The organism is Salipaludibacillus agaradhaerens, assembly GCF_002019735.1.
Classification (GTDB): Bacteria; Bacillota; Bacilli; order Bacillales; family Salisediminibacteriaceae; genus Salipaludibacillus; species Salipaludibacillus agaradhaerens.
Genome location: NZ_KV917378.1, coordinates 1,693,746 through 1,715,137 on the forward strand (window position 1 = coordinate 1,693,746; position 21,392 = coordinate 1,715,137).

The window sequence follows — 21,392 nt, forward strand, 5'->3', positions numbered from 1 at the left end:
TATTATTATTTTACAGATAAGGTGGATTGTATCTCATGAACGGAAAAGGAAAGTTTATTTTAAGTATTGTCGGATTAGCCGTCATTATCGTTGGCGGTGTTTATCTTTATTCTCTACTATCTAGCCCAGAAGCGAAACTGGCTAAAGCATTTGAAAATCTCCTCGAAGAAGATGTTGTTCAAATTGACAGTGAGTTTTCAGTAGCTTACGACTTTGACTTCACGCCGGAAGATATGGACATTTACGGTGAAGAGGCCATTTATTTCGATATTTTCAAAGACATTATGGAAAATATTACAGGAACAAGCTCAGTTATTCTTGATACCGAAAACAAGGTTATGGAAGCTGGAGTAAACTACGGTGTGTCTGGAGATATTCAAGGTAGTCCTATTTCCTTGCAAATTCCATTGAAATTTTACATGGACCAAGGCGCAGAAGAGATTGCTTGGGACTTAGATCCATACGTAGGCTTTACAGAAGATGCGGTAAGTACTGCTGCCCATCATATTATTCCTCATATACCAGAAGCTAAAGAAACACTCGCTTTACTTAATGATGGCACTTACTCCGCAGAATGGGCCACTGAAGAATTTACTGACGTCATTACACCGATTGCGGAGGAGATTTTAGGTGGCAAAAAAATAACTGAATCTCTCGATACACAAGAGAGTATATTCGACTCAGAGATTTCTGATGACGTAACCGAACTTGGGTCATTTATAGCTATCAACATGTTCGACTATTTAAATGCTGAAGAAGAGTCCTTTTTAACTGAAGAAGACGATTGGATCTATCTTTCTTCTGAGATTAATACTTTTTACGACGCGCTCATTTATAGCCTTAAAGAAGTTAAAAACGATGACCACATGTTAAGGGTATATGATGACATCCTTTACCATTACAGTAACGAAAAAATTGATGATATAAAAGAAAAATTGACTGAGGATATAGAGGGAATGGAAGAAGAACTTGATGATATAAAAGAAGGTCTGAACGGCGACTTCACGTTCGGTTTTAACATTAAAGGTGGCGTTATCACATCAATCACACAAGAGGCAGAAGTACAGGTAAATCCATCAGTCTTTGATGAAGGAGATCCAATGCTAGATGATGTTACCATGTCAGCTACTATGTCGATGACTAGTCAATTATTGTACGGAGACGATGCTGAATTTACTTTCTACGGGCAAGATCGAGAAGAATTTGATGAGGCAGAAGCCCAAAGTATAATTGAAAATCACGTAGCCTTATATATGATGGAGAATTATGAGGCATTTGAAGGTATCATGGCGCCAGATGACATGTCAGCATCACCTGATCAAAACGATGCCACGTCTTATCAAGACTATGAACTCACGGACGACGATTTAGCCTTTTTTGCAGCTATTGAAGATGGAGAAGTCACAGCTGAAGATGTGGGAATGGATGAAACTGAGTTTTACTTAGAAGTACTGGCTTTAGAAGCTGAGGGTCTTGTGGCACCTGGCACGGCAGATCAGTACTTACCGTAACTTAATATAACGAATCTTCAATCAGTGGGAGTTTTCGTTCTTCTCCCTCTGATTGATCGTTGAGTGAACCAAGACATTAGCAGCCGTTAACTGACGCTCAACACACGTTAAACAGACACTAGGACATAACCTTGTGAAGAAAAATAGCCCTCACGTTATGTGAGAGCTATTTTTTATTTCTACATCTATGTTGAGATGAGGTCACATTATTGGTCCATCACATTCCTTTTTCGATAACTAAGTGACTGGTTTCTTCTCATTAGCTTAATGCTTCCCTCATATTCTTATTAACTATCTTTTAATCTAGCTCTCTAATTAAAAGGTGATAATGCCCATCACAATTGCAATGACAATGAGTACAAGGCTAAACGCCCACATCCAGAAAAATGAGTAACGGATATGCTTCCCCATTTCTAATCCAGCAAGCCCAAGCCCAAGCCACAATGCAGGTGAAAAGGGACTTATAAATGTACCAATAATATTACCGATCATCATCGCATAAGCCGCCGAGACAGCATCAACACCAAAACCAGTAACAATTTGCTCTACCACAGGTAAAAGCGCAAAATAATAGGCATCAGTATTTAATATGAGTTCAAACGGCACACCAAGAACCCCGATAATTAAATGTAAATAAGGAACAACACTATTCGGTAGAAACGTCACCAAGTCCACCGCTAATGAATCCAACATGCCAGTACCACTTAATATGCCTAAAAAAGAACCAGCAGCTAAAATAATCGACGCCATTAGAAGGGCGTTCGGTGCATGTGCTCTTATTCTTTCCATTTGAATGTCGACTTTCGGATAATTCAATGTGAGAGCAATACTTAAACCTATCATAAAGACAAATCCGGCTGGAATAAGTCCCCAAACGAGTAAACCAACTAAACCCATTGTTAACGTTAAGTTTAGCCATAAGAGTTTAGGTCTTCGCAAATCAGCACTCTCTTCTTGCGAATCACTTCTTTCATAAGGCATCTCTTCTGTTGCTGCATCTTCCGTACCATAATATCTAGAAATTCTTCTCTTTTCTCGAATTCCTAACAGAACGCCTAACAATATAAGCAATAAAATCGCAATAATTTGCAGTGGAATAAGGGGACGCCATAAAATATTTGGATCTACCCCCAATACTGCAGCCGTTCTTCCTAACGGGCCTCCCCACGGAACCATGTTGATAATACTCGCACTCGTTCCAACTAACAACAACAGTAAATACGGACTCATTTTCAGCCGTTGATAAAGAGGTAGTAACGCCGGAATCGTTATAAGAAAAGTTGACGCTCCTGATCCATCAAAATGGGCGATTGCCCCGATGACCACTGTTCCTGCTGCAACCGCAACCACATTTCCCCGACAGAGCTTTACCATTTTATTAATAATAGGATCAAATAAGCCAGTATCTTGCATGACACCAAAATAAAGAATGGCAAAAATAAACATGATGACTATCCCCATCACACTATCTATACCATCATTAAAAAAGAGCCCTATTTCTTCAAATCCGAATCCAGCGAATAGTGCCCCTAAAATCGGAATAATCACAAGCCCAATAATAGGGCTGACCTTTCCCTTAATCAATAAAATAACAATGGTCATAATCGTGATAAATCCTATAATACTCAGCATTCATATCCTCCTTTGTCTTTCTACTAGTTTTTTCTGAAAGCGCATTCATTTTAACTAAAAAAAAGAATTTTTTAACTGTGGTAATTTCACCATGTCAGACAACTTAGAAGATTAAACATCTGAATTTTCAACTAATTTAGAAATGTTTGAATTCAAAAGACAAAAAGAGCCGTTAAGGATGCAAGGCAATGATGTTTTTTTCTTTTTTAAAAAACGCTCCTTTCGCCCCTATTTCTAAAAATAACACTCTTAAAAAGATAGTGTCAATAGTGACATTTTTTAGGCACTATTGTCTTAGGTAAAAGACACAGATTATTATGTTTTTACTTACAACCACTTATAATCAATTATTTATACTTGATATCCCTTATCCTTTATGTTAAATTACTTATAAATCATCAATTAAAAAGACATTAACTTAAAAATACCTTACGATCACTTACAGAAGGTGATGACATGTATCAAGAAGAGCGATTAATCGCGATTATTTCTTACCTTAAACAGCATAAACGTATTTCTGTCGAACAAATTTGCACCTTGTTCGATGTTTCTAGAGATACTGCCCGCCGTGATCTTGTGAAGCTAGAAGAAGAAAAATCCATCGTCCGTACACGCGGAGGGGCACTCCTTCCATCCCACGTGGAATTGAAACCCTATTTAAGCCGACTTGAAACCGTTTCTGAAGAAAAAAAGAAGATAGGAAAATTAGCTGCTTCTCTCATTTATGAAGGAGATCGTGTCATTTTAGATACGTCGACAACGGTTCAGGCGTGTGCGGAGCAGTTAGCCAATGTCAATTGTACGATCATTACAAACTCTATCAACCAAGCTGATGTTCTTTCGAGCAAAAGTAATATTAATATTCAGCTTCTTGGTGGGACCTTAGAAAAAGATCACCGTTTCTTATACGGGGCCTCCGTTGTGAATAAACTATCTGAGTATTATGCGGACAAAGTATTCATTGGTGTTATAGGTATTTCACAGGAGGGACTTACCATTGCTCATGAAGAAGATGGTGTTGTGATGCGTAAGATGATGCAACAAGCTAAGCAAGTGATTGTATTAGCTGATCACACTAAGCTTGGTAATACTGACTTCTTCAAATACGCCCATTTATCTGACGTTGATCTACTTATTACTGATAAAATCCCCCCTAAGCCTTTTCGTGAGTTATTACAACAATATGATGTCGAACTACTTACAGCCGACGAAGAACAGACAGGAGATGATTGAATGGTCAAGATGATTGCAATTGATTTAGATGGTACGTTACTTAATGAAAGAAAACAGCTAAGTGAAGAAAACCTCCATGCTATTAAATTAGCTCAGTCACAAGGAGTTGAAGTGGTGATCGCCACGGGAAGAGCTTACTTTGATGTCAAAGCTATTTTTGAGCATACTGGCTTAAAAACGTGGGTTATCAGTGCTAATGGTGCATGTATTCATACGCCTTCAGGCGATCTCTTCCATCACGTGCCTATGGAGAAGAAAGACGCGTTAACCATTTTAAGATGGCTAGAACAGCATGATTTTTATTATGAGGTTTTTTCTGAAGACGCCATTCTCACCCCATTAAATGGACGACAAATACTAGATATTGAACTAGATCGTTTAACATCCGCTAACCCTGACGTAGATACCGCTTTTTTTGAGGAGATTATTCATGGGCAATTTAGCCAGACAGGATTTGTTCAAATCGACAGCGCTGAGAGCATTGCCGACGATGACATTACCGTTTATAACATCCTCGCCTTCTCATTAGATGAGGACAAATTGCTCAAAGGATGGCACCACTTTTCTGATTCCCCGGGCCTTACACTTGTAAAATCAGCTAAGCATAATTTTGAGCTGGAGCATGAGAAGGCTGCCAAAGGCATTGCCCTCGACATCCTCGCCAAAAAATTAGGAGTTCCTTTAGCTGCTACCGCTGCAGTTGGTGACAGCTTTAATGATTTATCCATGTTAAAAATCGCCGGATACAGTGCCGCCATGGGGAATGCTCCGTTAGAAATTAAACAGGCAGCTGACACTGTGACGTTACCCAATACTGAAAACGGCGTGTCTCATTTCATCCATGAGTTAGTGAAAAAGACGTGCCTTAAATAGGAGGCTCTCTTAATGGGGGCTATTCATCTCATATCCAATGTTTTTTTCAATAAATCGTATCTGCTAAGTGCTAGAGTATCTTTCAAATAGCACTTAATCCGATGCTTCTTATAACACTTAAACTGCTTCAAGCGTGACGTTTCAGGCGGCGTGATCAAAGCAGTTTGAGTTATAAATCTGCAGCCCACTGACCTCTTACCATAAGGAAAGTCAGTGGGCTGCGCTTTTTCTCATCGTGGTTTTAGTTAGGCATAATTTAATAAGCAAACGAAAAATACCGACGGATCGTACTTCCCGTCGGCATAAAACAAACTTTCAATCAATGAGCATTTTCACCTTCTTGCACTGATTGGTCGTTGCGTGAATTAGAACATGTGCGTCCGTTATCTCCCGACTAAATAGCGTTAGTTCTCCTCTCTATTTTGAGGCGGGAATTTTACGGACGCTTATCTGCCAAAAATCATCTGTCAAACTTACTTACATTTTTCACTTATCAATATTAAAGAATTTAATTCTTTCCTTCATCCCATTGGTCATGTTTCCTAAGCTCGTTGCTGAGGCGGCCACTTCTTCAGTGGACGACGCCATTTCTTCAGCAGATGCTGATATTTCTTGCGCTGAGGCCGCCACATTTTCCGCTATTTCTCCAGATTTTTCAATTTCTTTTAAAACCAGCTCTTTATCTGCCTTAATTTTTTCAGACGTCTCCTTTGTCGTCTCTACTTTTGGCCTCATACTTTCTACCGCTTCAATAATATTGTTGAAGGCTCCCATCGTGTCATCTAAATGGCCTCGTTGTGATAAGAGTTCATTATTCACTTCATTGGTGGAGCCAACCATGACCCCTGCCTCACTGGCCACACCTTTTATAATTTCATTAATAGTTTCAGACGACTCTCTACTTTGTTCAGCTAGCTTTCTTATTTCATCTGCTACAACAGCGAAGCCTTTCCCAGCTTCTCCTGCTCTCGCCGCTTCGATAGCTGCATTAAGGGCCAATAAATTGGTTTGGTCTGCGATCGCATTAATGAGATCTGTCATTTCATTCACTTGACTAATGTTCACTTCCACAGATTTAACCCGTTCAATTAATGTACTGAACGTCCCAGTTAGCGCTTCAAACGATGAGGTCATATTACTCATAACCTCACTACTCTCACTTGCGACCGTCATGATAGATGTAGAGGTGCCATCCACCTCTGTGATGGACTCGTTCATAAAATCTAAATCAGTACCGAACTGTTGAATCATTCTATCTACATTTTTTAATGCTTCATATTGATCTGTCGTACTTTCTGCCACATCTGTAATAGCGGCTGCCACATTTTCTGACGTCGCACTCATTTGTTGGGAAAAGGAGGATAACGTTTGGGCATTGTCATCTATATTAGCCGCATTTGATTGAAAGTTTTTAACGACATCAATTAAATTGTCTTGCATGGTAAAGAGCGACCTTCCGATATCTCCTAATTCGTCTTTTCGTTGTAGCTCTTTCTCTTCAAAAGTGTTGATTAGATCACCATCGGCCACTGCTTCAGCCACATCACTGTATCTTTTAGCTGTTTTACCCATGCGTGTTGAGAAAATAACGATTAACGCTGTGACTACAATTAGTGACACAACACTTGTTATAATAAACATATACATTAAACGATTTAAACTGGCATAGAGCATTGATTCTTTAACACTAATGCCAACTTTCCAGTCTGTTTCAGGAATCGTGGAATAGTAAAAGAGCGTCGTCTCGTTCCCCTCATTATACTCACTTTTCCCTGTGTCACTTCCTAGCATATTTTCTGCCGCGGTCACTAACGACGTATTACTACTTTCCTGAATATTCGCTACTGTTAATAGCTCCTCATCTACACCACCAAGGTAAACGCCATTGTCTTCTAATAACATAGCTACACCATCGTAATCAATCTCAAGATTAGCAATCATCGTTTGGATACTACTTATGTCGATGTCTACCGTCACTACACCAGCTAATTGCCCATTTGATTCGTAGAACGGATAAGCGGCTGTGACCATCGCGACGTCAGTAGATGGATCAAAATAAGATTCCGTCCATCCGCCATCAGGTTGTTTCCCAACTTCATACCACTCTGTTGTCCAAATGTTAAGGTCACCAGTCGTGTATGTATCATCAAGAATAATACTATCCCCTTCTTTAAAGGCAAATGGCGCAAACTGTTCGATCTCTTCTACAGTGTAAGGTTCAAACCAAATCCCCATTCCAAATGTCTCATCGTACATCGGTAAATATCCTTCCAACAAAGCCTTATAATCTGCTTCATTGAATTGGTCTAAATTAGCTTCAACGGTTTTTGCCATACTTTTTACCACCGCTTTTTGCGTGGTTAACACATTATCTATAGACTGAACGGTTTCCTGTATTTTCGTGTCCATTTGATTGTCTAACTGAGTTTCAATGATCGTCTTTGAAAAAAAATACCCGATCAATGAAATTACGAGTAAGACAACTAATATGACAGGAATTATAAATGAAATAATCGATTTAGCAATGGTTTTGTTCGTGATTTTCTTAAGCATATTTCTACGCCCCTTAAAGTATATTTGAGAGACATTTTGCCATACTCTCTTAATTTAACGGTAGCATAAATGGGGGCTAATAGAACTAGTCTATTTTTCATAGTCATACTTATAAGGGTATAAACATTGATATATCAATAAGGATGTAAATGTTGGTATATCAGCCTGCTTAAGAATCAATTTCATAACGTAAAATAAGATGTCAACATTTGCATAATGACTGTGATCTTCACTTCAGACGGACGCTTTATCCTCAGGGAGTCGCCGTCTCTTTTACTTCAGCTTTTTTAAAACGGCCAGATTAGACTATTTTGATTCATTCACTTATACGTGTTGGAAATTTAATTGTGACATTCATTCACCTTAGCTGCTAAAAAGAATTAACTTTCTAGTAGTTACACTTATATAGCCTTCATTTCCCATAAAAAAAGACCTCCAAATATGACTGGAGATCTTTCTCTTGCAAACAACGTCTTAACTACACATCAACTAGACCGTGGAGAATGATTATTTCCTAAAAGCACATCAAGGTCTAGAGAAACTTTGAAGCTTTCGGATCAGATAACACCCTTTGAGACTTTTCAAGTAACCTTTGTTGTTTGGTTAGTCATCTTTGATAACTCAGCACTTCTCCCTCTCATCTATTCATTTCATTGCCCTTCAAAAGCATTCCATAAGTTTTATTAGGCATTACAAGCATGAAATGACTAATTGAAAAAAACGTCAAAAAAAGCATTGCAAACACTATATATATTATATTGGGGGAATGTAGCACTATTCCAAAGAAACCTATGGTCCCCCCTAGAAACATCACATAGACTAAAAGAGATACAAGAATAATTTTATTTGATATAGGTCTAATCCTTATCTTTTCAGTCGACAATTCTTTGAGGTTAACTTGCCTATAAAACATGCGTTTGTACCTACTACTTATATAACAACGACAAATTCCCATGGCAACAGTGGCTATCAATAGAATTACTATCGTCATCATTAATGACACATTCAAATTAAAATAATCTAATACACTGTCGACGACTTTCCATAAAAAAAATGCTATGCAGCCCATTACGATACTATTGATTTTAGCTTTTTGTTCCCGGGGTGCTTGAATGTCTGCCAACAATTTTTCATCATCGCATTTATATACTGTATGTGGAACTAACCAAAAAGCAAAAGGGATAAGTGCTTTCCACACAGGTGTTTCTATATCAAAGAAATAGTGTTCTCCATTTATCGTAATGAGTCGATACCTAAAATTATTATTTACTTGTTGTATTTGTGCATCCATAACATATCCTCTGTTAATTTTAAATTTATTATAGTCCCTCTTATTTAACGAGCAATTGTGAGAATCAACAGTCAATTAGTTCATAAGTTTAATCATAAGAAAGAGTCACTCCTCAAAAAGGCTCGAATGGCCTCCCCGCCTTTCCCTCTTAACGCATCATCCAATGCGGAAAAATCACGTACTGCCCGTTGGACAGCAGAAATCTGTTCGCAAAATGATGTAATATCGTTTATCGTCACATCGATTCCAGTTTGTAGTGTGTTAACATCAAGAACTTTCACGCTTAGATCCTCCTACTAGCACGATTACTTGTCATCATTATCTTGTTTTCTAATACGGTCGTTTACTTTATAAGTCCCATCTCATGTGCTACATGCTCGTCAGTGGCTTCAATAGAGGTCACTGCCTCTTCTGTTGATTGAATATTTTTCGTCATTAAAGCCGTGAATTGCGCGATAATCTCGTCATATTCCTGTTTAATCTCATTAAACTGTGTAACGATCTCTAGCTTATTTCCTCCTTGTATCTCTTTGGAAAAGGATGTGTTTAAGTTTTGTGATGATGATTGTAACTCTTGTATGCCCTTATTTACAGGGCCCCGTTGAATTTTAATTTCGCCGCTCATGATAGATTTAACACCTCTTGTCTCTCTGTTATTAACTGTCTATGCTTTGACTCCATCGTCGCAATATTACTTTCGATACTGCCTATTTCCTGTTTAATAGCTGTCACCTGCGCAGATAAGTCACTCTCTGCCTGACTAATTTGCTCATTAGGGATGCCTACAAAACTTGCTTGTATATCTCCCTTTTTTAAGTCATCTAATTGACGTGCATTTTTGACGTGCAGTGTTTGTGCAGTGAATTCTGGATCAAGGCACATGTCTTTCTGCCCCTTAAAATCAGTCTTATTACCTTTTAAATCAGTCAACGCTTTTTCTAATCGCTCTAATTCTTCTTTTTTTCCTGCTAATCGCGAATTAGCAGAATTCATAGCGCCTTGCATGACCATTAGGTCTCGATTAATACGATACAAATCTAACATTTGACCACCCCAAACAAACGACATAACTATTTTATTATAAAAACCATTTTTGCAATCGGATTACAATTGTATAACATTTCACTTGAAGTTTATAGGGTATTTGGTAACATTTAATAGGTCATTTCACTTCAAAGCCTCCTCTTAAAAGGGACAAGAAACTAGTTCAAAAGTCACAAAATCCCTCTTAAACAGTAGTGATTATCTATCATAAAGCTTTATTTGACACCACTTTCGTTACAGTGTCATACATTTTAAACGTTACTCTTGAGCCAATTGAAAATAAAGCGATCCTTCAATGAGGACATAAACGTCCGTTATCCCCACAAAATAGAGTTAGCGCTCCTCTCTATTTTGTGGTTGGAGTTTTGCAGAAAGTTATCTGTGATAACCCACTATTCCAGAAAACATCTATATGATATGTCTCATTAACGTCCGTTTTTCAACGACTAAATTCAATTTTGCAAAAAGAACAGCATAGATGGCTGTAAAGCACAGATAGGCTAAGCCGACGATTAAACTCAGCTCTCTCGGACTAAAGATTTCTAATAAAAATCCTGCCGAGGCCATCGAAATACCGAGAGCGGTGTTTGAAATGGCTTGCATTGCTCCAAATAGTCTTCCTCGCATCGAGCTAGGAACCATCTTCATCATGACAGTATCGATACAAATATTACTAATCCCTCCTACTATCGTGATGCACATAACAATCATGAGGGCCGTTAAAAAACTTGGAACGATACTTAACAGTATGTGTCCTATGCCTTCCAATGCGATAAAGAAAACTGTTAGCATCAGTAAGCGTCTCTTTAGAAATTCAGAAAACAAAGAGCTTATCATAAAGCCAAGACCGAGAAAGGCATACGTAAATCCAACTCCTAGTTCACCCATAGCAAAGACATCCAGGGCATAAACACTCATCAGAACATTGTCAATCCCATTTGCTAGCGGCATCGTAATCGCAATAAACAAAAATGTCATCAGTACCGTTGACTGCCAGATGACTTTTTTCGGCAACGCGATTGTTGTGGACTTTTTTGAAGGTGTCGTAGTGTTTGTCGGCATCTTTATCTTCCATAGAAGGAAAGCTGACAGGAGAAACGCAACACTATTTAATAGGAAAGGAAATGATAAGCCAACATAGTGGGCAATCAGTCCGCCAGAACTTGAGCCAATGACTAAAATGCTCCCAACCAATGCTTGTTCAATTGAATTTACATGTATAAGACGGTCGCGTTTTACTAATACAGGGATTGATGACACCCTTATTGGAGCATACAACGCTTCTCCACACGCCAATAAACAGGCAATAGCATAAATCATCCATACCTCTTCTGAATGTTGGGCAAAAAGAAATGTGACAACTAACGGAGCACGTAATAAATCAAGCGTAATGAGTAATGTCTTTTTAGAAAATCGATCTGCCATTATACCACCTAATGGCGCAAAGAGAAGAAAAGGGAGCATCCTTAAAGCCAGCACAATACCAATGGCCATCCCTGAGCCTGTTAACTGAAATAATAAGGAAAAGAGCGCTACTTGTGTAAAGCGATTTCCAATCCCATTTATAATACCTGCCCAAAAGAGAAACTGATAATTCTCTTCTTTCTTCCACACCTTAAATAAAGACATTCACCAACACCTCCTTTTATACTTGTCTAATTAGATGTTTAAAAGAGATTATCTACCTGCCAGAAAAAAAAGAAGGTAGACATCCGTATAGATAACTGCGCATTTTATCTAATTAGATTATAATCTAATTAGATAATTGTAACAATAGTTTTTTATGGTCTTTTCTTTAGTAGAACATCAATCACACTAGCTTGCACAATTTTCCATATGGAAAGGACTCTCTAGCAAAGGGGGAAGAAAAACTTTTAGTCAAGGTTAAAGTGGAAAAGGGGACGTATTACTTTTTGTGGGTTAGACGGATCATGTATAAGTCACGCTGGAAGATAGAGTTATTTGTCAAATGGACGGAGCCACCTTTGTTTGTATTTATTTTTTTGGCTTTCAACAAAAAACAAACTGAAAATTACGATAAAAGACACGGCAAGGTCATGTCGAGCCAATGTCGCAATGATTCCTGCGGGTAAAAGCGAAGCTAAAAGTGTAAGTAGCGTGAAAAGGAAGGTCTGCGCCTCTCAGACTGAAATAAGCCTGTGAGTGGACCGATATGAAAGAATCTACGCCACTCAGACGAAAAAAGAACTTTGAGTGGCCCGATATGAAAGAATCCACGCTACTCAGACTGAAGAATGCCTGTGAGTGGCGCGATTTGAAAGAATACACGCCACTCAGACTGAAGAATGCCTGTGAGTGGCCCGATATGAAAGAATCCACGCCACCCAGACTGAAGAATGCCTGTGAGTGGCGCGATTTGAAAGAATACACGCCACTCAGACTGAAGAATGCCTGTGAGTGGCGCGATTTGAAAGAATACACGCCACCCAGACAGACGAAAGCCTGTGAGTGGCACGATATGAAGAAATCCACGTCACTCAGACTGAAGAAAGCCAGTGAGTGGCGCGATATGAAAGAATCTACGCTACTCAGACGAAAAAAGAACTTTGAGTGGCGCGATATGAAAGAATTCACGCCACCCAGACTGAAGAAAGCCTGTGAGTGGCACGATATGAAGAAATCCACGTCACTCAGACTGAAGAAAGCCTGTGAGTGGCGCGATATGAAAGAATCCACGCCACCCAGACTGAAGAAAGCCTGTGAGTGGTGCTATATGAAAGAATTCACGCCACTCAGACGAAAAAAGATCAGTGAGTGGCGCGATATGAAAGAATCCACGTCTCTCAGACAGAATAAGCCTGTGAGTGGCACGATAAGAAGAAATCCACGCCTCTCAGACAGACGAAAGCCAGTGAGTGGCACGATATGAAGAAATCCACGTCACTCAGACAGATAAAGCCTGTGAGTGGCGCGATATGAAAGAATCTACGCCACTCAGACGAAAAAAGAACTTTGAGTGGCACGATATGAAGAAATCCATGTCACTCAGACTGAAGAAAGTCTATGAGTGGCGCGATATGAAAGAATCTACGCTACTCAGACGAAAAAAGAACTTTGAGTGGCACGATATGAAGAAATCCACGTCACTCAGACTGAAGAAAGTCTGTGAGTGGCACGATATGAAAGAATTCACGCCACTCAGACTGAAGAAAGCCTGTGAGTGGCACGATAAGAAGAAATCCACGCCTCTCAGACAGACGAAAGCCAGTGAGTGGCGCGATATGAAAGAATCTACGCCACTCAGACGAAAACAGAACTTTGAGTGGCCCGATATGAAAGAATCCTCGCCACTCAGACTGAAGAAAGCCTGTGAGCGGCACGATAAGAAGAAATCCACGCCTCTCAAACAGACGAAAGACAGTGAGTGGCGCGATATGAAAGAATCCACGCCACTCAGACAGAAAAAAGCCAGTGAGTGGCGCGATATGAAAGAATCCACGCCACTCAGACAGAAAAAAGCCAGTGAGTGGCGCGATATGAAAGAATCCACGCCACCCAGACTGAAGAAAGCCTGTGAGTGGCACGATATGAAAGAATTCACGCCACTCAGACTGAAGAAAGCCTGTGAGTGGCACGATAAGAAGAAATCCACGCCTCTCAGACAGACGAAAGCCAGTGAGTGGCGCGATATGAAAGAATCTACGCCACTCAGACGAAAAAAGAACTTTGAGTGGCCCGATATGAAAGAATCCTCGCCACTCAGACTGAAGAAAGCCTGTGAGTGGTGCGATATGAAAGAATTCACGCCACTCAAACAGAAAAAAGACATTGAGTGGCGCGACAAGAAAGAATCCACGCTACGTAGAAGAGAAAAGGCCTGTAAGAATTGAGTAATGACTAACATGGAACAGGTCTAGTTATTAAAAAAGGGCCATTTGATTAATGCAACACTTATGAGTAAAAGGTGAGAATTTAAAAGTATCAATCAGACGCAATAAAGGAGGTAGTCGTGGTCATAAGAGAATACATGCGAAGTTCAATCGAGGAATTAGATGGGGATGTCCTTTTATGGGGCACACAAGCTCATTTTTTCTAAAATAAGAAAATATAGCGTCATTTATCTTCAAAACCCGACGTGAGTGTTTAAATGAAGAAGAGAGTGTGATCCAAAAGAAAACTCATACTGAACCAACTATGAGTTTCCACAAATCTCTGCAATCGGAGAACTTCAACCCGAAAACCGCTGTGAAATCCCCTTAAGAGTTTTTGCTTAATTCACCTCGCCTATAGAACAAGAGTTTCCCCAAATGAGTTGTATTCCGTCACTCAAACGCAAAATCCAATAGCAATTTCCTTTATTACGTGTCATCGTTTTTCCTCGCGGGCAATGGACATTTCATTTACTTTTCTTTTGGTATTATTAAACCTTCCATCATCAGAAAATTATTTCTTATAATTTTCATCACAACAAGGGCCAATTGGCCATGATGCCTGGACGGTATTTGTTCTGAAAGATCTTAATTAACGCTCTCATTTTTCTCTCTCTGTTTGATAAAAACGGTGGCGGTGATCCAAGCAGTCAAAGGGATGACGAGGGCGACGCCTATTCCTGCACTGAAGATCGTGATCATTTCCGCACTGAAAACTTTTGAATTAGCAATTTGTCCGATTGAATAGTCTAAGTCTTTAAACCAGATAAGAAGAGCTAAATAACCTCCGAAAAAGGCGAAAAACAACGTGTTGGCGCTTGTGCCGAGGAGGTCTCTCCCAATAGTTATGCCAGATAAAAACAGCTCTCGTTTTTTGATGGATGGATGATGCTTTATCATCTCATGCATAGGAGATGATATAGAAATGGCAATATCAGTGATAGCTCCGATCGTGCTCATAATAATAACAGAGGCCCCTATTTTCACAAAGTCTACCCCTAAATAAATAGAGAAGACAGCAATTTCGTTTATTTCTTCTTCACTAAATCCTTGTATCATCGCACGGTCGGTCACAAGAACAATAACCACGAGTAAAATACTAATTGTGATGATTGAAGAAACAAATGCCGTAACTGTTTTTATGTTTATCTCATTAATATAAAACAAATTTATACAGCTGATGATGACACATGCCACAACCGTTAGAATAATAGGATTAAAGTAAGGATTTATCATAAAAATAATCGTGATGAACAGGACGATAAAGTTTAAAAATAATGCGAAAAAGGAGCGCGATCCCTTTTCACCGCCAATCCACCTCATTAACACATATAAAATAATGCCAAGTAATACTAATGCATTCATAGTTTCGCCCTCTGCTTATTAACAAAATAAAGTGAAGCATAAATACCTAGTGGAATCGTTAACACGATGCCAATACCGCCCGATAAGGCCCGGGCTAATTCCAGCGATAAATTCATCGATAATGTATAGCCTAATGGTAGTCCATTTTTTAAATATAAAATAAGACTTGGAATCGAACCACTGATATACGCAAAAAATAAAATATTTGTCATCGTCCCCATGATGTCTTTCCCAATATCCAATCCAGAAGCTTTTAGTGCTTTATTTGATATCGTTTGATCTTTTTCATACAAGCTAAAGATCGACGCTGACATCGTGATAGCCACATCCATAACTGCCCCTAAAGAGCCGATAAACACACCGGCCATAAATACCATTTGCGGTGGCCGTGTTAAAAATTGCATCTCTTCATAGCGGAGTCCTCGCTCGCCTGTGATCCACATGACGAAAAAGGTGATGAGAACCGCACTAAAAGTCCCTAACAACGTAGCGACAACAGCAGCATACGTTTTTTGGTTAAATCCATTGACCAATAACAATGAAATGGCAGTAAATAATAGGACACTGAATGCACAAATAGCTAGGAGACTGATGTTCAATGTCGTGATATAAATGTCTAACGCATAAGATAGGAGGAGCGCATTGATGGCTAAGCTGACCATAGCAAAGAATCCTTGCTTCTTCCCGATGATCAATAGTGTAAAAATAAAGAGCCATGCGACGTACATAATATATTTATCACGTTTCACATCCTGGATGACCCCAGTTAATGAGGCCGTGCCTTCTGCTACCTCATCTATGTAGACAAAAACCTCATTTCCCACTTGATACTCTTGATCATACCCGCCCGATAAGGAAAACTCGTTAATTAATTCAATCGTCTCTCCCTTATGCTCGCCATTCTTTACAGCCGCTGTAATATGCTGGGTGTACAGCTCATCTTCATTCCCCGAGCTGTCAGTCATCTCCATTGCATCTACAACCTCTGTGCTCGTGACTTGGGCAATTGGTCTTTCGTACAAGGTATGATTAGTATGTACAAATATAATAGAAGCTGTAAAACAGCATACGATAATGCCACATATAAGCCATTGTTTATAAGATATATTTTCCAGTCTTCGATATAAACTCTTCAAAAAATCGCCACCTAAAGGGATGCTGTTACTCGGATAATCATCCGTCTTGTCCCCGTTCATTCTTAACACTCTGATAATAGATTATTTCACAGAATGCCCATGATTGACAAGTGTACTCTAGCATGATTTTCAGGGGCGATTAAAGACTCAAGAGTCGAATTTTTTTCAGAAGGGATGGGACGGTCGTTTTTCGGAGATTTCAAGTTAGGTTGTTCTGTTATGTGCTAACCATCTTTTTCTCTCATCAATTCCAATATATATAAAGGCCTAAACTCTCGTATAAGCTTAGGCCTCTTCTTTCATTTTAAATCCTATTTAGTTTTTACCTCTTTATAGAGGCACCTTTGATCCTCTTTAGTGTTATGGACGGTTCCGTACGCATGTTCAGGCGGTGCATAGATTGAGTAAAGTTTCAGTGGGGCATTGCCTGTGTTTGTGAGATTGTGCCATTTGCCTGCTGGAACAAAAATCGCATCATCTGCAAATGCCTGTTGCTGAAAATCTAACCGGTCTTGGCTATCTCCCATTTGGACGAGTCCTTGCCCTTCTTCAATTCGTAAAAATTGATCGTGGTCATGGTGGACTTCCAATCCGATGTCATCGCCTACGTTAATACTCATTAATGTTAATTGCAAATGCTCCCCTGTCCATAGGGCTGTGCGAAAAGTGGTGTTTTGCTTCGTGGCTTCTTCTATGTCCACCACAAAGGGTCTTGGTCCATAATCAGTTATTCGTTGTTGGTGATAAGAATGGGATGAACCTCTGTCACTGCCCTGAGGCCACTGCTGGGACTGCCAGCTGTTGTACCATGCATCATAGTCTTGCCAATTACGTGTCATAGGTTGTTGCCATTGATCGTAAGGCCATGTATTCCAGTGCATCTTATTCTCCTTTCATGCTTTTTCTCTTTATCCTATGCAGGTGACCAGCATTAGGTAAATGTCATAAGGAAGAATGGGCCATGATCATAATCTTAATAAATAACGTTCAAAAATTTTCACACATACCATGTCTCGATAATAGAAATGATTTTTCAACAAGTTATAAAAGTCTCATATATTCTTTCCTAAGCCTATGATACTATCATTCTATATGTGCCCAAAGACTATAATTTACCATTGGAGGTTTATGATGACGGCTATTGAACAATTAAACATATCTGATTATAAAAAGAAAAATACGTTATTACTCTTGACTTATTCTGTTACATTGGTGACTGTTCTTATACTTTCTATTATGACAAATGCTGTGGAAATGTTAATCATCTACAGCGCTCAACTCCTCGTAATAACGGGGGCTTATGCTGTTCAACATTATTTTAAAAAGCCATTCCCCTTTCCTTATATCGCAGTCATTGTCATGAATGTGGCAGCTATTTCTGTTATTTTCGTTATAGGGAGTCAAGAAACCATTCTGTTAATATTTCCATTTATAGCCCTTTTAGCTTCCGTTCACATGCAGCCGAAAATTTTTGTAATTGGATTCAGCTTCGGTGTCGTCGGATTGACGTTAAATAAATTAATGGCTACAGGTGAAACAAAGGTGCTCATTGATTCTTTGTTTAATTATTCAATGCTTTTATATCTTTTGCTCGGTGTTATTTTAGGTGTTGTTATTTCGTTAAATCAACGGCAATTTGCTACATTAAAAAAGTTTACAAAAGATGCTGAAGAAGAAGCGACCCGCAAAGAGCAAGAACGTGTATTATTAAAACAAAACGTCACAGCCATTATTGATCACGTGTCACAAGCTAATGAAAAAGTTCAAACGAATATGATAGCTCAAAACGAACTAAAAACAACTATTTCTGAAGTATCAAGTGGCAGTGTTGCGCAAACGGAACAAATAAACAATATATCAGAGCAAGCTTACAAAGCGTTAGAGTCTATGGAACGCCTGCATTCTTCATCCATCTCATTGTTAACAGAGTCTGAAGACGTCAAAGCGTTGTTAGATCAAAACCAGGTTCAAATGAATGACCATCATAATGAAATGCAAGCATTAAAAGAAGAAATTATGTCGTTAAATTCTACCTTCAAAGTGCTTAGCAATAAAATTACGGAAACGAATGAATTTGCAGGGACAATAAAAGGGATTACTGAACAAACAAATTTACTAGCACTTAATGCCTCAATAGAAGCTGCAAGAGCTGGAGAGGCCGGAAAGGGGTTTTCAGTTGTCGCAAGTGAAATAAGGAAGTTAGCCGAGATTACCGGAGAAACAACTGAAAAAATCACCGTTAATCTTAATGACTTAAACGAAAGTAATAATGTAGCAGTGGAAAAAATGTCCGTCAGCCGCTTAAATATCGAAAAAGGGACTGAAACAACCGAACATGTTTCTCACTCGTTTATAACAGCCACTTCTACTTTAACTGCTTTAACACGCAATATAAAAGACTTAACCCATGTGGCTGATGACGTGAAGGAAGGCTCCAACGTGATTGAAGCAGCATCAAGTGAATTAGCCACCATCATTGAAGAAGCAAGTGCGGCCTTAGAGGAAATGAATGCTACGGTAGAAGACTTAACGACAGACAATGAAAAAGTCGCTCATTATATGAATACGACCACTGAAGATGCTAAACGGCTGATCCAATAAAACGAACCTTCGTCCTCTAATCTCACGATGTTTCAGCTTGCTGTTATAATCTTGTTTTGTCTAACTACGCAGTACATTTGAATTTGTTTAACGGCCCTCATCCCTAATCAAGCTCACAACTTAAACCAAAGAGAACCAGCCTTGAATTCTCTCATTCACAGCTGGTTCTCTTTTTCTAAAAAATTTTGAGATAGCTCCCTAAAGGGACTTTGTCTTTCGTCTACAATTAGGCGTGTGAATAAATACGAAGTGTATCGCCTTGTTTCACTTCTTGAATTTCCGTATCTTCTAAATAAAGGGTACCTGGTAACTCAGGCCTTTCTAAGCCGTCGAACTTCAACGTGATATGTCCTAGAGACGTAAGGTTCGTCTCCACAGCCTCCCCTACAGACGTTATTTTATATTTGGCGTCACCGATTTGAAGCATGTCCCCTGCTTTAATCTCGCTATCTATTTCATTGACTGTAATAGATAAGCAATAATCTATAAGTTCTGCAGGTGCACTTTCTCCAAATAGCACTAACATTTTATCATCTAAAAACTCAGTTACCGAAGAACCGATTTTATTAATGTGGGTTTCATATTTTGTATGCATGACGGACGCTCCTCTTCTAATCACCGAATAAATTATTTTCCATTTTAACATGACGCATGTCTTCTCTATCTACCATAATGTTATTCATATAGGCCAAAGCTTGCTAGCCAGGCAATAAAGACTGTTGGGGCCCCCGTCAAAAATCTACCATAAAGAACAGAGGGAACACCCACTTCTACGGTTTCAGGTTCTGCTTCAGCTAAACCTAAGCCTACTGGTACAAAATCTGCTGCTGCCTGAGAGTTAATAGCAAATAGTGCTGGAAGTGCAAGGTGGGCTGGAATATTGCCTTTGCCAATTTCGACCCCAATTAATGTTCCTACAACTTGAGCTATAACCGCACCAGGTCCTAAGAAAGGTGATAACAATGGAAATGAGCAAACAAGTGCTATAAGCATTAGCCCCCATAGGCTCCCTGCAAATGGAGACAAAAATTTAGCAAAAAGATCACCGATACCTGTTTCAATAATGATACCAATTAACATGGCCACAAAAGCCATAAACGGAAGAATTGTCTTAATCACGGTATCAATGGCGTCGCGTCCCGCTTGATAAAAAACACTCACTACCGCTCCCATACCAATACCTATTTTAGCCATTAGCCCTCTTGGCTTCTGTTGTTCACTTATCTTTTTCTCTGATGTATATTTGAAATCACTTTTGGCAGCCGTTTCTTCTGGTATTGTTTGTTGAACACCACCCACATCTTCATTACTAACTATTTCTATGTTTTCACTTTTGACTCCAGACACGTAAATATCTTCTGTAATGTGTTTTGCCAATGGGCCACTTTGGCCAGTTGACATGACATTAATGGTTGGAATACGTTTTTGCGGGTATAAGCCACAACGCAATGTGCCACCGCAGTCGATAATGACACACACCATTTCATTTTCAGGTATGCTTGTCTTAAAACCATTAACGAGTTCACAACCAGTCAGCTCTGCAATACGCTCTGCAATGTGGGGCTTCTCTCCCCCCGTAATGTAAACAACTTTGTTCTTTTCAGCAGTAGGTGTTATAACGAGGGGTCCGCCAAATCCATTAGCCCCTTTTGTTATTTTTATTGAACGATATGTTGTCATTTCCTCACACCACCTTCTTATAATTTTACTACTTGGCCTAATTTTACATTTTGTTGCTTAGCAACGTACGCCGTCATATAATCTGTCACCCAACCTCTTAAGAAGTTTGTAAAAATACCTACTAAGAAATAACGAAGGGCTAATTCTGTAATATCATGGCCTAATGTGGTTATACCAGCAGCAATCCCTAAGAAAACAAAAAGTTCGCCGGGGTTGACGTGAGGGAATAACCCATTATGTGTATGACAAGAATACGAGGCGGCAGCATAATAGCTAGGTTTATGTTTCTCTGGTAAAAACCTTCCTAATGATAAAGTCATTGGATTAGCTAACACGAAGGTTCCGATAATAGGTAATATAAAATACCTTGTAAATGGATTTTTCCCTGATTTTCTTGCTAATTTCTCAACTCTTTCATCTCCTACTAAGCGAACAAGTGAGTTCATCGCAACTAGCAGCATAATTAATAACGGCACAATCCCTGTGACAAGATCAACAAATACTTCTCCACCATGCCTGAACAAATCCATAAATTTCTCTGCACCAATAATAATAATGTCCATATTATGTCTCCCCTTCTCTT

The 21,392-nt window shown here is 39.2% G+C and carries 19 protein-coding genes; 6 read left to right on the top strand and 13 right to left on the bottom strand.

Translation table 11 applies throughout. The features are described from left to right. Window positions 1–35 precede the first annotated feature (35 nt). Window positions 36–1,511, top strand: a complete 1,476-nt coding sequence (locus BK581_RS08075; RefSeq protein WP_078577692.1) for a hypothetical protein — start codon at window positions 36–38, stop codon at window positions 1,509–1,511. 315 nt (window positions 1,512–1,826) lie between these two features. Here the strand turns inward: BK581_RS08075 and BK581_RS08080 are convergent, their stop codons facing one another. Next, complete coding sequence (locus BK581_RS08080; protein WP_078577693.1) at window positions 1,827–3,143, bottom strand: CitMHS family transporter; 1,317 nt, start codon at window positions 3,141–3,143, stop codon at window positions 1,827–1,829. A 456-nt stretch (window positions 3,144–3,599) separates the two neighbouring features. Here BK581_RS08080 and BK581_RS08085 point away from each other — a divergent pair, with 456 nt between their 5' ends. Continuing rightward, window positions 3,600–4,376 (top strand): DeoR/GlpR family DNA-binding transcription regulator, encoded by a 777-nt coding sequence (locus tag BK581_RS08085; protein ID WP_078577694.1) that lies wholly within the window; start codon window positions 3,600–3,602, stop codon window positions 4,374–4,376. Next, complete coding sequence (locus BK581_RS08090; protein WP_078577695.1) at window positions 4,377–5,249, top strand: Cof-type HAD-IIB family hydrolase; 873 nt, start codon at window positions 4,377–4,379, stop codon at window positions 5,247–5,249. It begins immediately after the preceding gene. Between the two features lie 486 nt (window positions 5,250–5,735). On the opposite strand, the gene BK581_RS08095 is transcribed toward BK581_RS08090, so the two are convergent. The 6 genes from BK581_RS08095 to BK581_RS08120 all read right to left on the bottom strand — a co-directional run bounded on the left by BK581_RS08095 (window position 5,736) and on the right by BK581_RS08120 (window position 11,766). After that, window positions 5,736–7,802, bottom strand: a complete 2,067-nt coding sequence (locus BK581_RS08095; RefSeq protein WP_078577696.1) for a methyl-accepting chemotaxis protein — start codon at window positions 7,800–7,802, stop codon at window positions 5,736–5,738. A 637-nt stretch (window positions 7,803–8,439) separates the two neighbouring features. Beyond that, window positions 8,440–9,093, bottom strand: a complete 654-nt coding sequence (locus BK581_RS08100; protein WP_078577697.1) for a DUF443 family protein — start codon at window positions 9,091–9,093, stop codon at window positions 8,440–8,442. 92 nt (window positions 9,094–9,185) lie between these two features. Then, window positions 9,186–9,374 (bottom strand): T7SS effector LXG polymorphic toxin, encoded by a 189-nt coding sequence (locus BK581_RS08105; RefSeq protein ID WP_078577698.1) that lies wholly within the window; start codon window positions 9,372–9,374, stop codon window positions 9,186–9,188. Window positions 9,375–9,436: 62 nt separating this feature from the next. Beyond that, complete coding sequence (locus BK581_RS08110; protein WP_078577699.1) at window positions 9,437–9,718, bottom strand: YwqI/YxiC family protein; 282 nt, start codon at window positions 9,716–9,718, stop codon at window positions 9,437–9,439. Then, window positions 9,715–10,137, bottom strand: coding sequence for a hypothetical protein (locus BK581_RS08115; RefSeq protein ID WP_078577700.1), 423 nt, complete (start codon window positions 10,135–10,137; stop codon window positions 9,715–9,717). The genes BK581_RS08110 and BK581_RS08115 overlap by 4 nt, the downstream gene beginning before the upstream one ends. Window positions 10,138–10,545: 408 nt before the next feature. Continuing rightward, a complete protein-coding gene (locus BK581_RS08120) occupies window positions 10,546–11,766 on the bottom strand; it encodes an MFS transporter (protein WP_078577701.1) in 1,221 nt (406 codons plus the stop codon). 544 nt (window positions 11,767–12,310) lie between these two features. Between BK581_RS08120 and BK581_RS08125 the strand changes: the two genes are divergently transcribed. Both BK581_RS08125 and BK581_RS08130 read left to right on the top strand, forming a co-directional pair. Next, a complete protein-coding gene (locus tag BK581_RS08125; RefSeq protein WP_078577702.1) occupies window positions 12,311–13,027 on the top strand; it encodes a hypothetical protein in 717 nt (238 codons plus the stop codon). After that, window positions 13,014–13,988 (top strand): hypothetical protein, encoded by a 975-nt coding sequence (locus tag BK581_RS08130; RefSeq protein WP_143709648.1) that lies wholly within the window; start codon window positions 13,014–13,016, stop codon window positions 13,986–13,988. Before BK581_RS08125 ends, BK581_RS08130 begins: the two co-directional genes overlap by 14 nt. Before the next feature lie 627 nt (window positions 13,989–14,615). Here BK581_RS08130 and BK581_RS08135 read toward each other — a convergent pair. The 3 genes from BK581_RS08135 to BK581_RS08145 form a co-directional block, all read right to left on the bottom strand. Then, window positions 14,616–15,392: a YibE/F family protein gene (locus BK581_RS08135; protein WP_078577704.1), complete on the bottom strand. Its 777-nt coding sequence runs from the start codon at window positions 15,390–15,392 to the stop codon at window positions 14,616–14,618. Continuing rightward, a complete protein-coding gene (locus BK581_RS08140; RefSeq protein WP_245828951.1) occupies window positions 15,389–16,528 on the bottom strand; it encodes a YibE/F family protein in 1,140 nt (379 codons plus the stop codon). The genes BK581_RS08135 and BK581_RS08140 overlap by 4 nt, the downstream gene beginning before the upstream one ends. A gap of 311 nt (window positions 16,529–16,839) precedes the next feature. Next, window positions 16,840–17,409: a cupin domain-containing protein gene (locus BK581_RS08145; RefSeq protein ID WP_078577706.1), complete on the bottom strand. Its 570-nt coding sequence runs from the start codon at window positions 17,407–17,409 to the stop codon at window positions 16,840–16,842. Window positions 17,410–17,659: 250 nt separating this feature from the next. Between BK581_RS08145 and BK581_RS08150 the strand changes: the two genes are divergently transcribed. After that, entirely contained in the window at window positions 17,660–19,129 is a 1,470-nt protein-coding gene (locus BK581_RS08150) for a methyl-accepting chemotaxis protein (protein WP_169837616.1), read from the top strand. A 226-nt stretch (window positions 19,130–19,355) separates the two neighbouring features. Here the strand turns inward: BK581_RS08150 and BK581_RS08155 are convergent, their stop codons facing one another. The 3 genes from BK581_RS08155 to srlA all read right to left on the bottom strand — a co-directional run bounded on the left by BK581_RS08155 (window position 19,356) and on the right by srlA (window position 21,372). Next, on the bottom strand, window positions 19,356–19,724 hold the full coding sequence (locus BK581_RS08155) for a PTS glucitol/sorbitol transporter subunit IIA (protein WP_078577708.1): 369 nt from the start codon (window positions 19,722–19,724) through the stop codon (window positions 19,356–19,358). An 80-nt stretch (window positions 19,725–19,804) separates the two neighbouring features. Then, window positions 19,805–20,809 carry a PTS glucitol/sorbitol transporter subunit IIB gene (gene srlE / locus BK581_RS08160; protein WP_078577709.1) on the bottom strand — a complete coding sequence of 335 codons (1,005 nt, stop codon included), beginning with the start codon at window positions 20,807–20,809 and terminating at the stop codon, window positions 19,805–19,807. Between the two features lie 17 nt (window positions 20,810–20,826). Next, window positions 20,827–21,372 (bottom strand): PTS glucitol/sorbitol transporter subunit IIC, encoded by a 546-nt coding sequence (gene srlA / locus BK581_RS08165; protein WP_078577710.1) that lies wholly within the window; start codon window positions 21,370–21,372, stop codon window positions 20,827–20,829. Between the last annotated feature and the right edge of the window lie 20 nt (window positions 21,373–21,392).

Bases quoted from the DNA above. Each gene is read 5' to 3' on its own strand.
- BK581_RS08075 (WP_078577692.1), top strand. From the start codon at position 36: ATGAACGGAAAAGGAAAGTTTATTTTAAGTATTGTCGGATTAGCCGTC.
- BK581_RS08080 (WP_078577693.1), bottom strand. From the start codon at position 3,143: ATGCTGAGTATTATAGGATTTATCACGATTATGACCATTGTTATTTTA.
- BK581_RS08085 (WP_078577694.1), top strand. From the start codon at position 3,600: ATGTATCAAGAAGAGCGATTAATCGCGATTATTTCTTACCTTAAACAG.
- BK581_RS08090 (WP_078577695.1), top strand. From the start codon at position 4,377: ATGGTCAAGATGATTGCAATTGATTTAGATGGTACGTTACTTAATGAA.
- BK581_RS08095 (WP_078577696.1), bottom strand. From the start codon at position 7,802: ATGCTTAAGAAAATCACGAACAAAACCATTGCTAAATCGATTATTTCA.
- BK581_RS08100 (WP_078577697.1), bottom strand. From the start codon at position 9,093: ATGGATGCACAAATACAACAAGTAAATAATAATTTTAGGTATCGACTC.
- BK581_RS08110 (WP_078577699.1), bottom strand. From the start codon at position 9,718: ATGAGCGGCGAAATTAAAATTCAACGGGGCCCTGTAAATAAGGGCATA.
- BK581_RS08115 (WP_078577700.1), bottom strand. From the start codon at position 10,137: ATGTTAGATTTGTATCGTATTAATCGAGACCTAATGGTCATGCAAGGC.
- BK581_RS08120 (WP_078577701.1), bottom strand. From the start codon at position 11,766: ATGTCTTTATTTAAGGTGTGGAAGAAAGAAGAGAATTATCAGTTTCTC.
- BK581_RS08125 (WP_078577702.1), top strand. From the start codon at position 12,311: ATGAAAGAATCTACGCCACTCAGACGAAAAAAGAACTTTGAGTGGCCC.
- BK581_RS08135 (WP_078577704.1), bottom strand. From the start codon at position 15,392: ATGAATGCATTAGTATTACTTGGCATTATTTTATATGTGTTAATGAGG.
- BK581_RS08145 (WP_078577706.1), bottom strand. From the start codon at position 17,409: ATGCACTGGAATACATGGCCTTACGATCAATGGCAACAACCTATGACA.
- BK581_RS08150 (WP_169837616.1), top strand. From the start codon at position 17,660: ATGACGGCTATTGAACAATTAAACATATCTGATTATAAAAAGAAAAAT.
- BK581_RS08155 (WP_078577708.1), bottom strand. From the start codon at position 19,724: ATGCATACAAAATATGAAACCCACATTAATAAAATCGGTTCTTCGGTA.
- srlE (WP_078577709.1), bottom strand. From the start codon at position 20,809: ATGACAACATATCGTTCAATAAAAATAACAAAAGGGGCTAATGGATTT.
- srlA (WP_078577710.1), bottom strand. From the start codon at position 21,372: ATGGACATTATTATTATTGGTGCAGAGAAATTTATGGATTTGTTCAGG.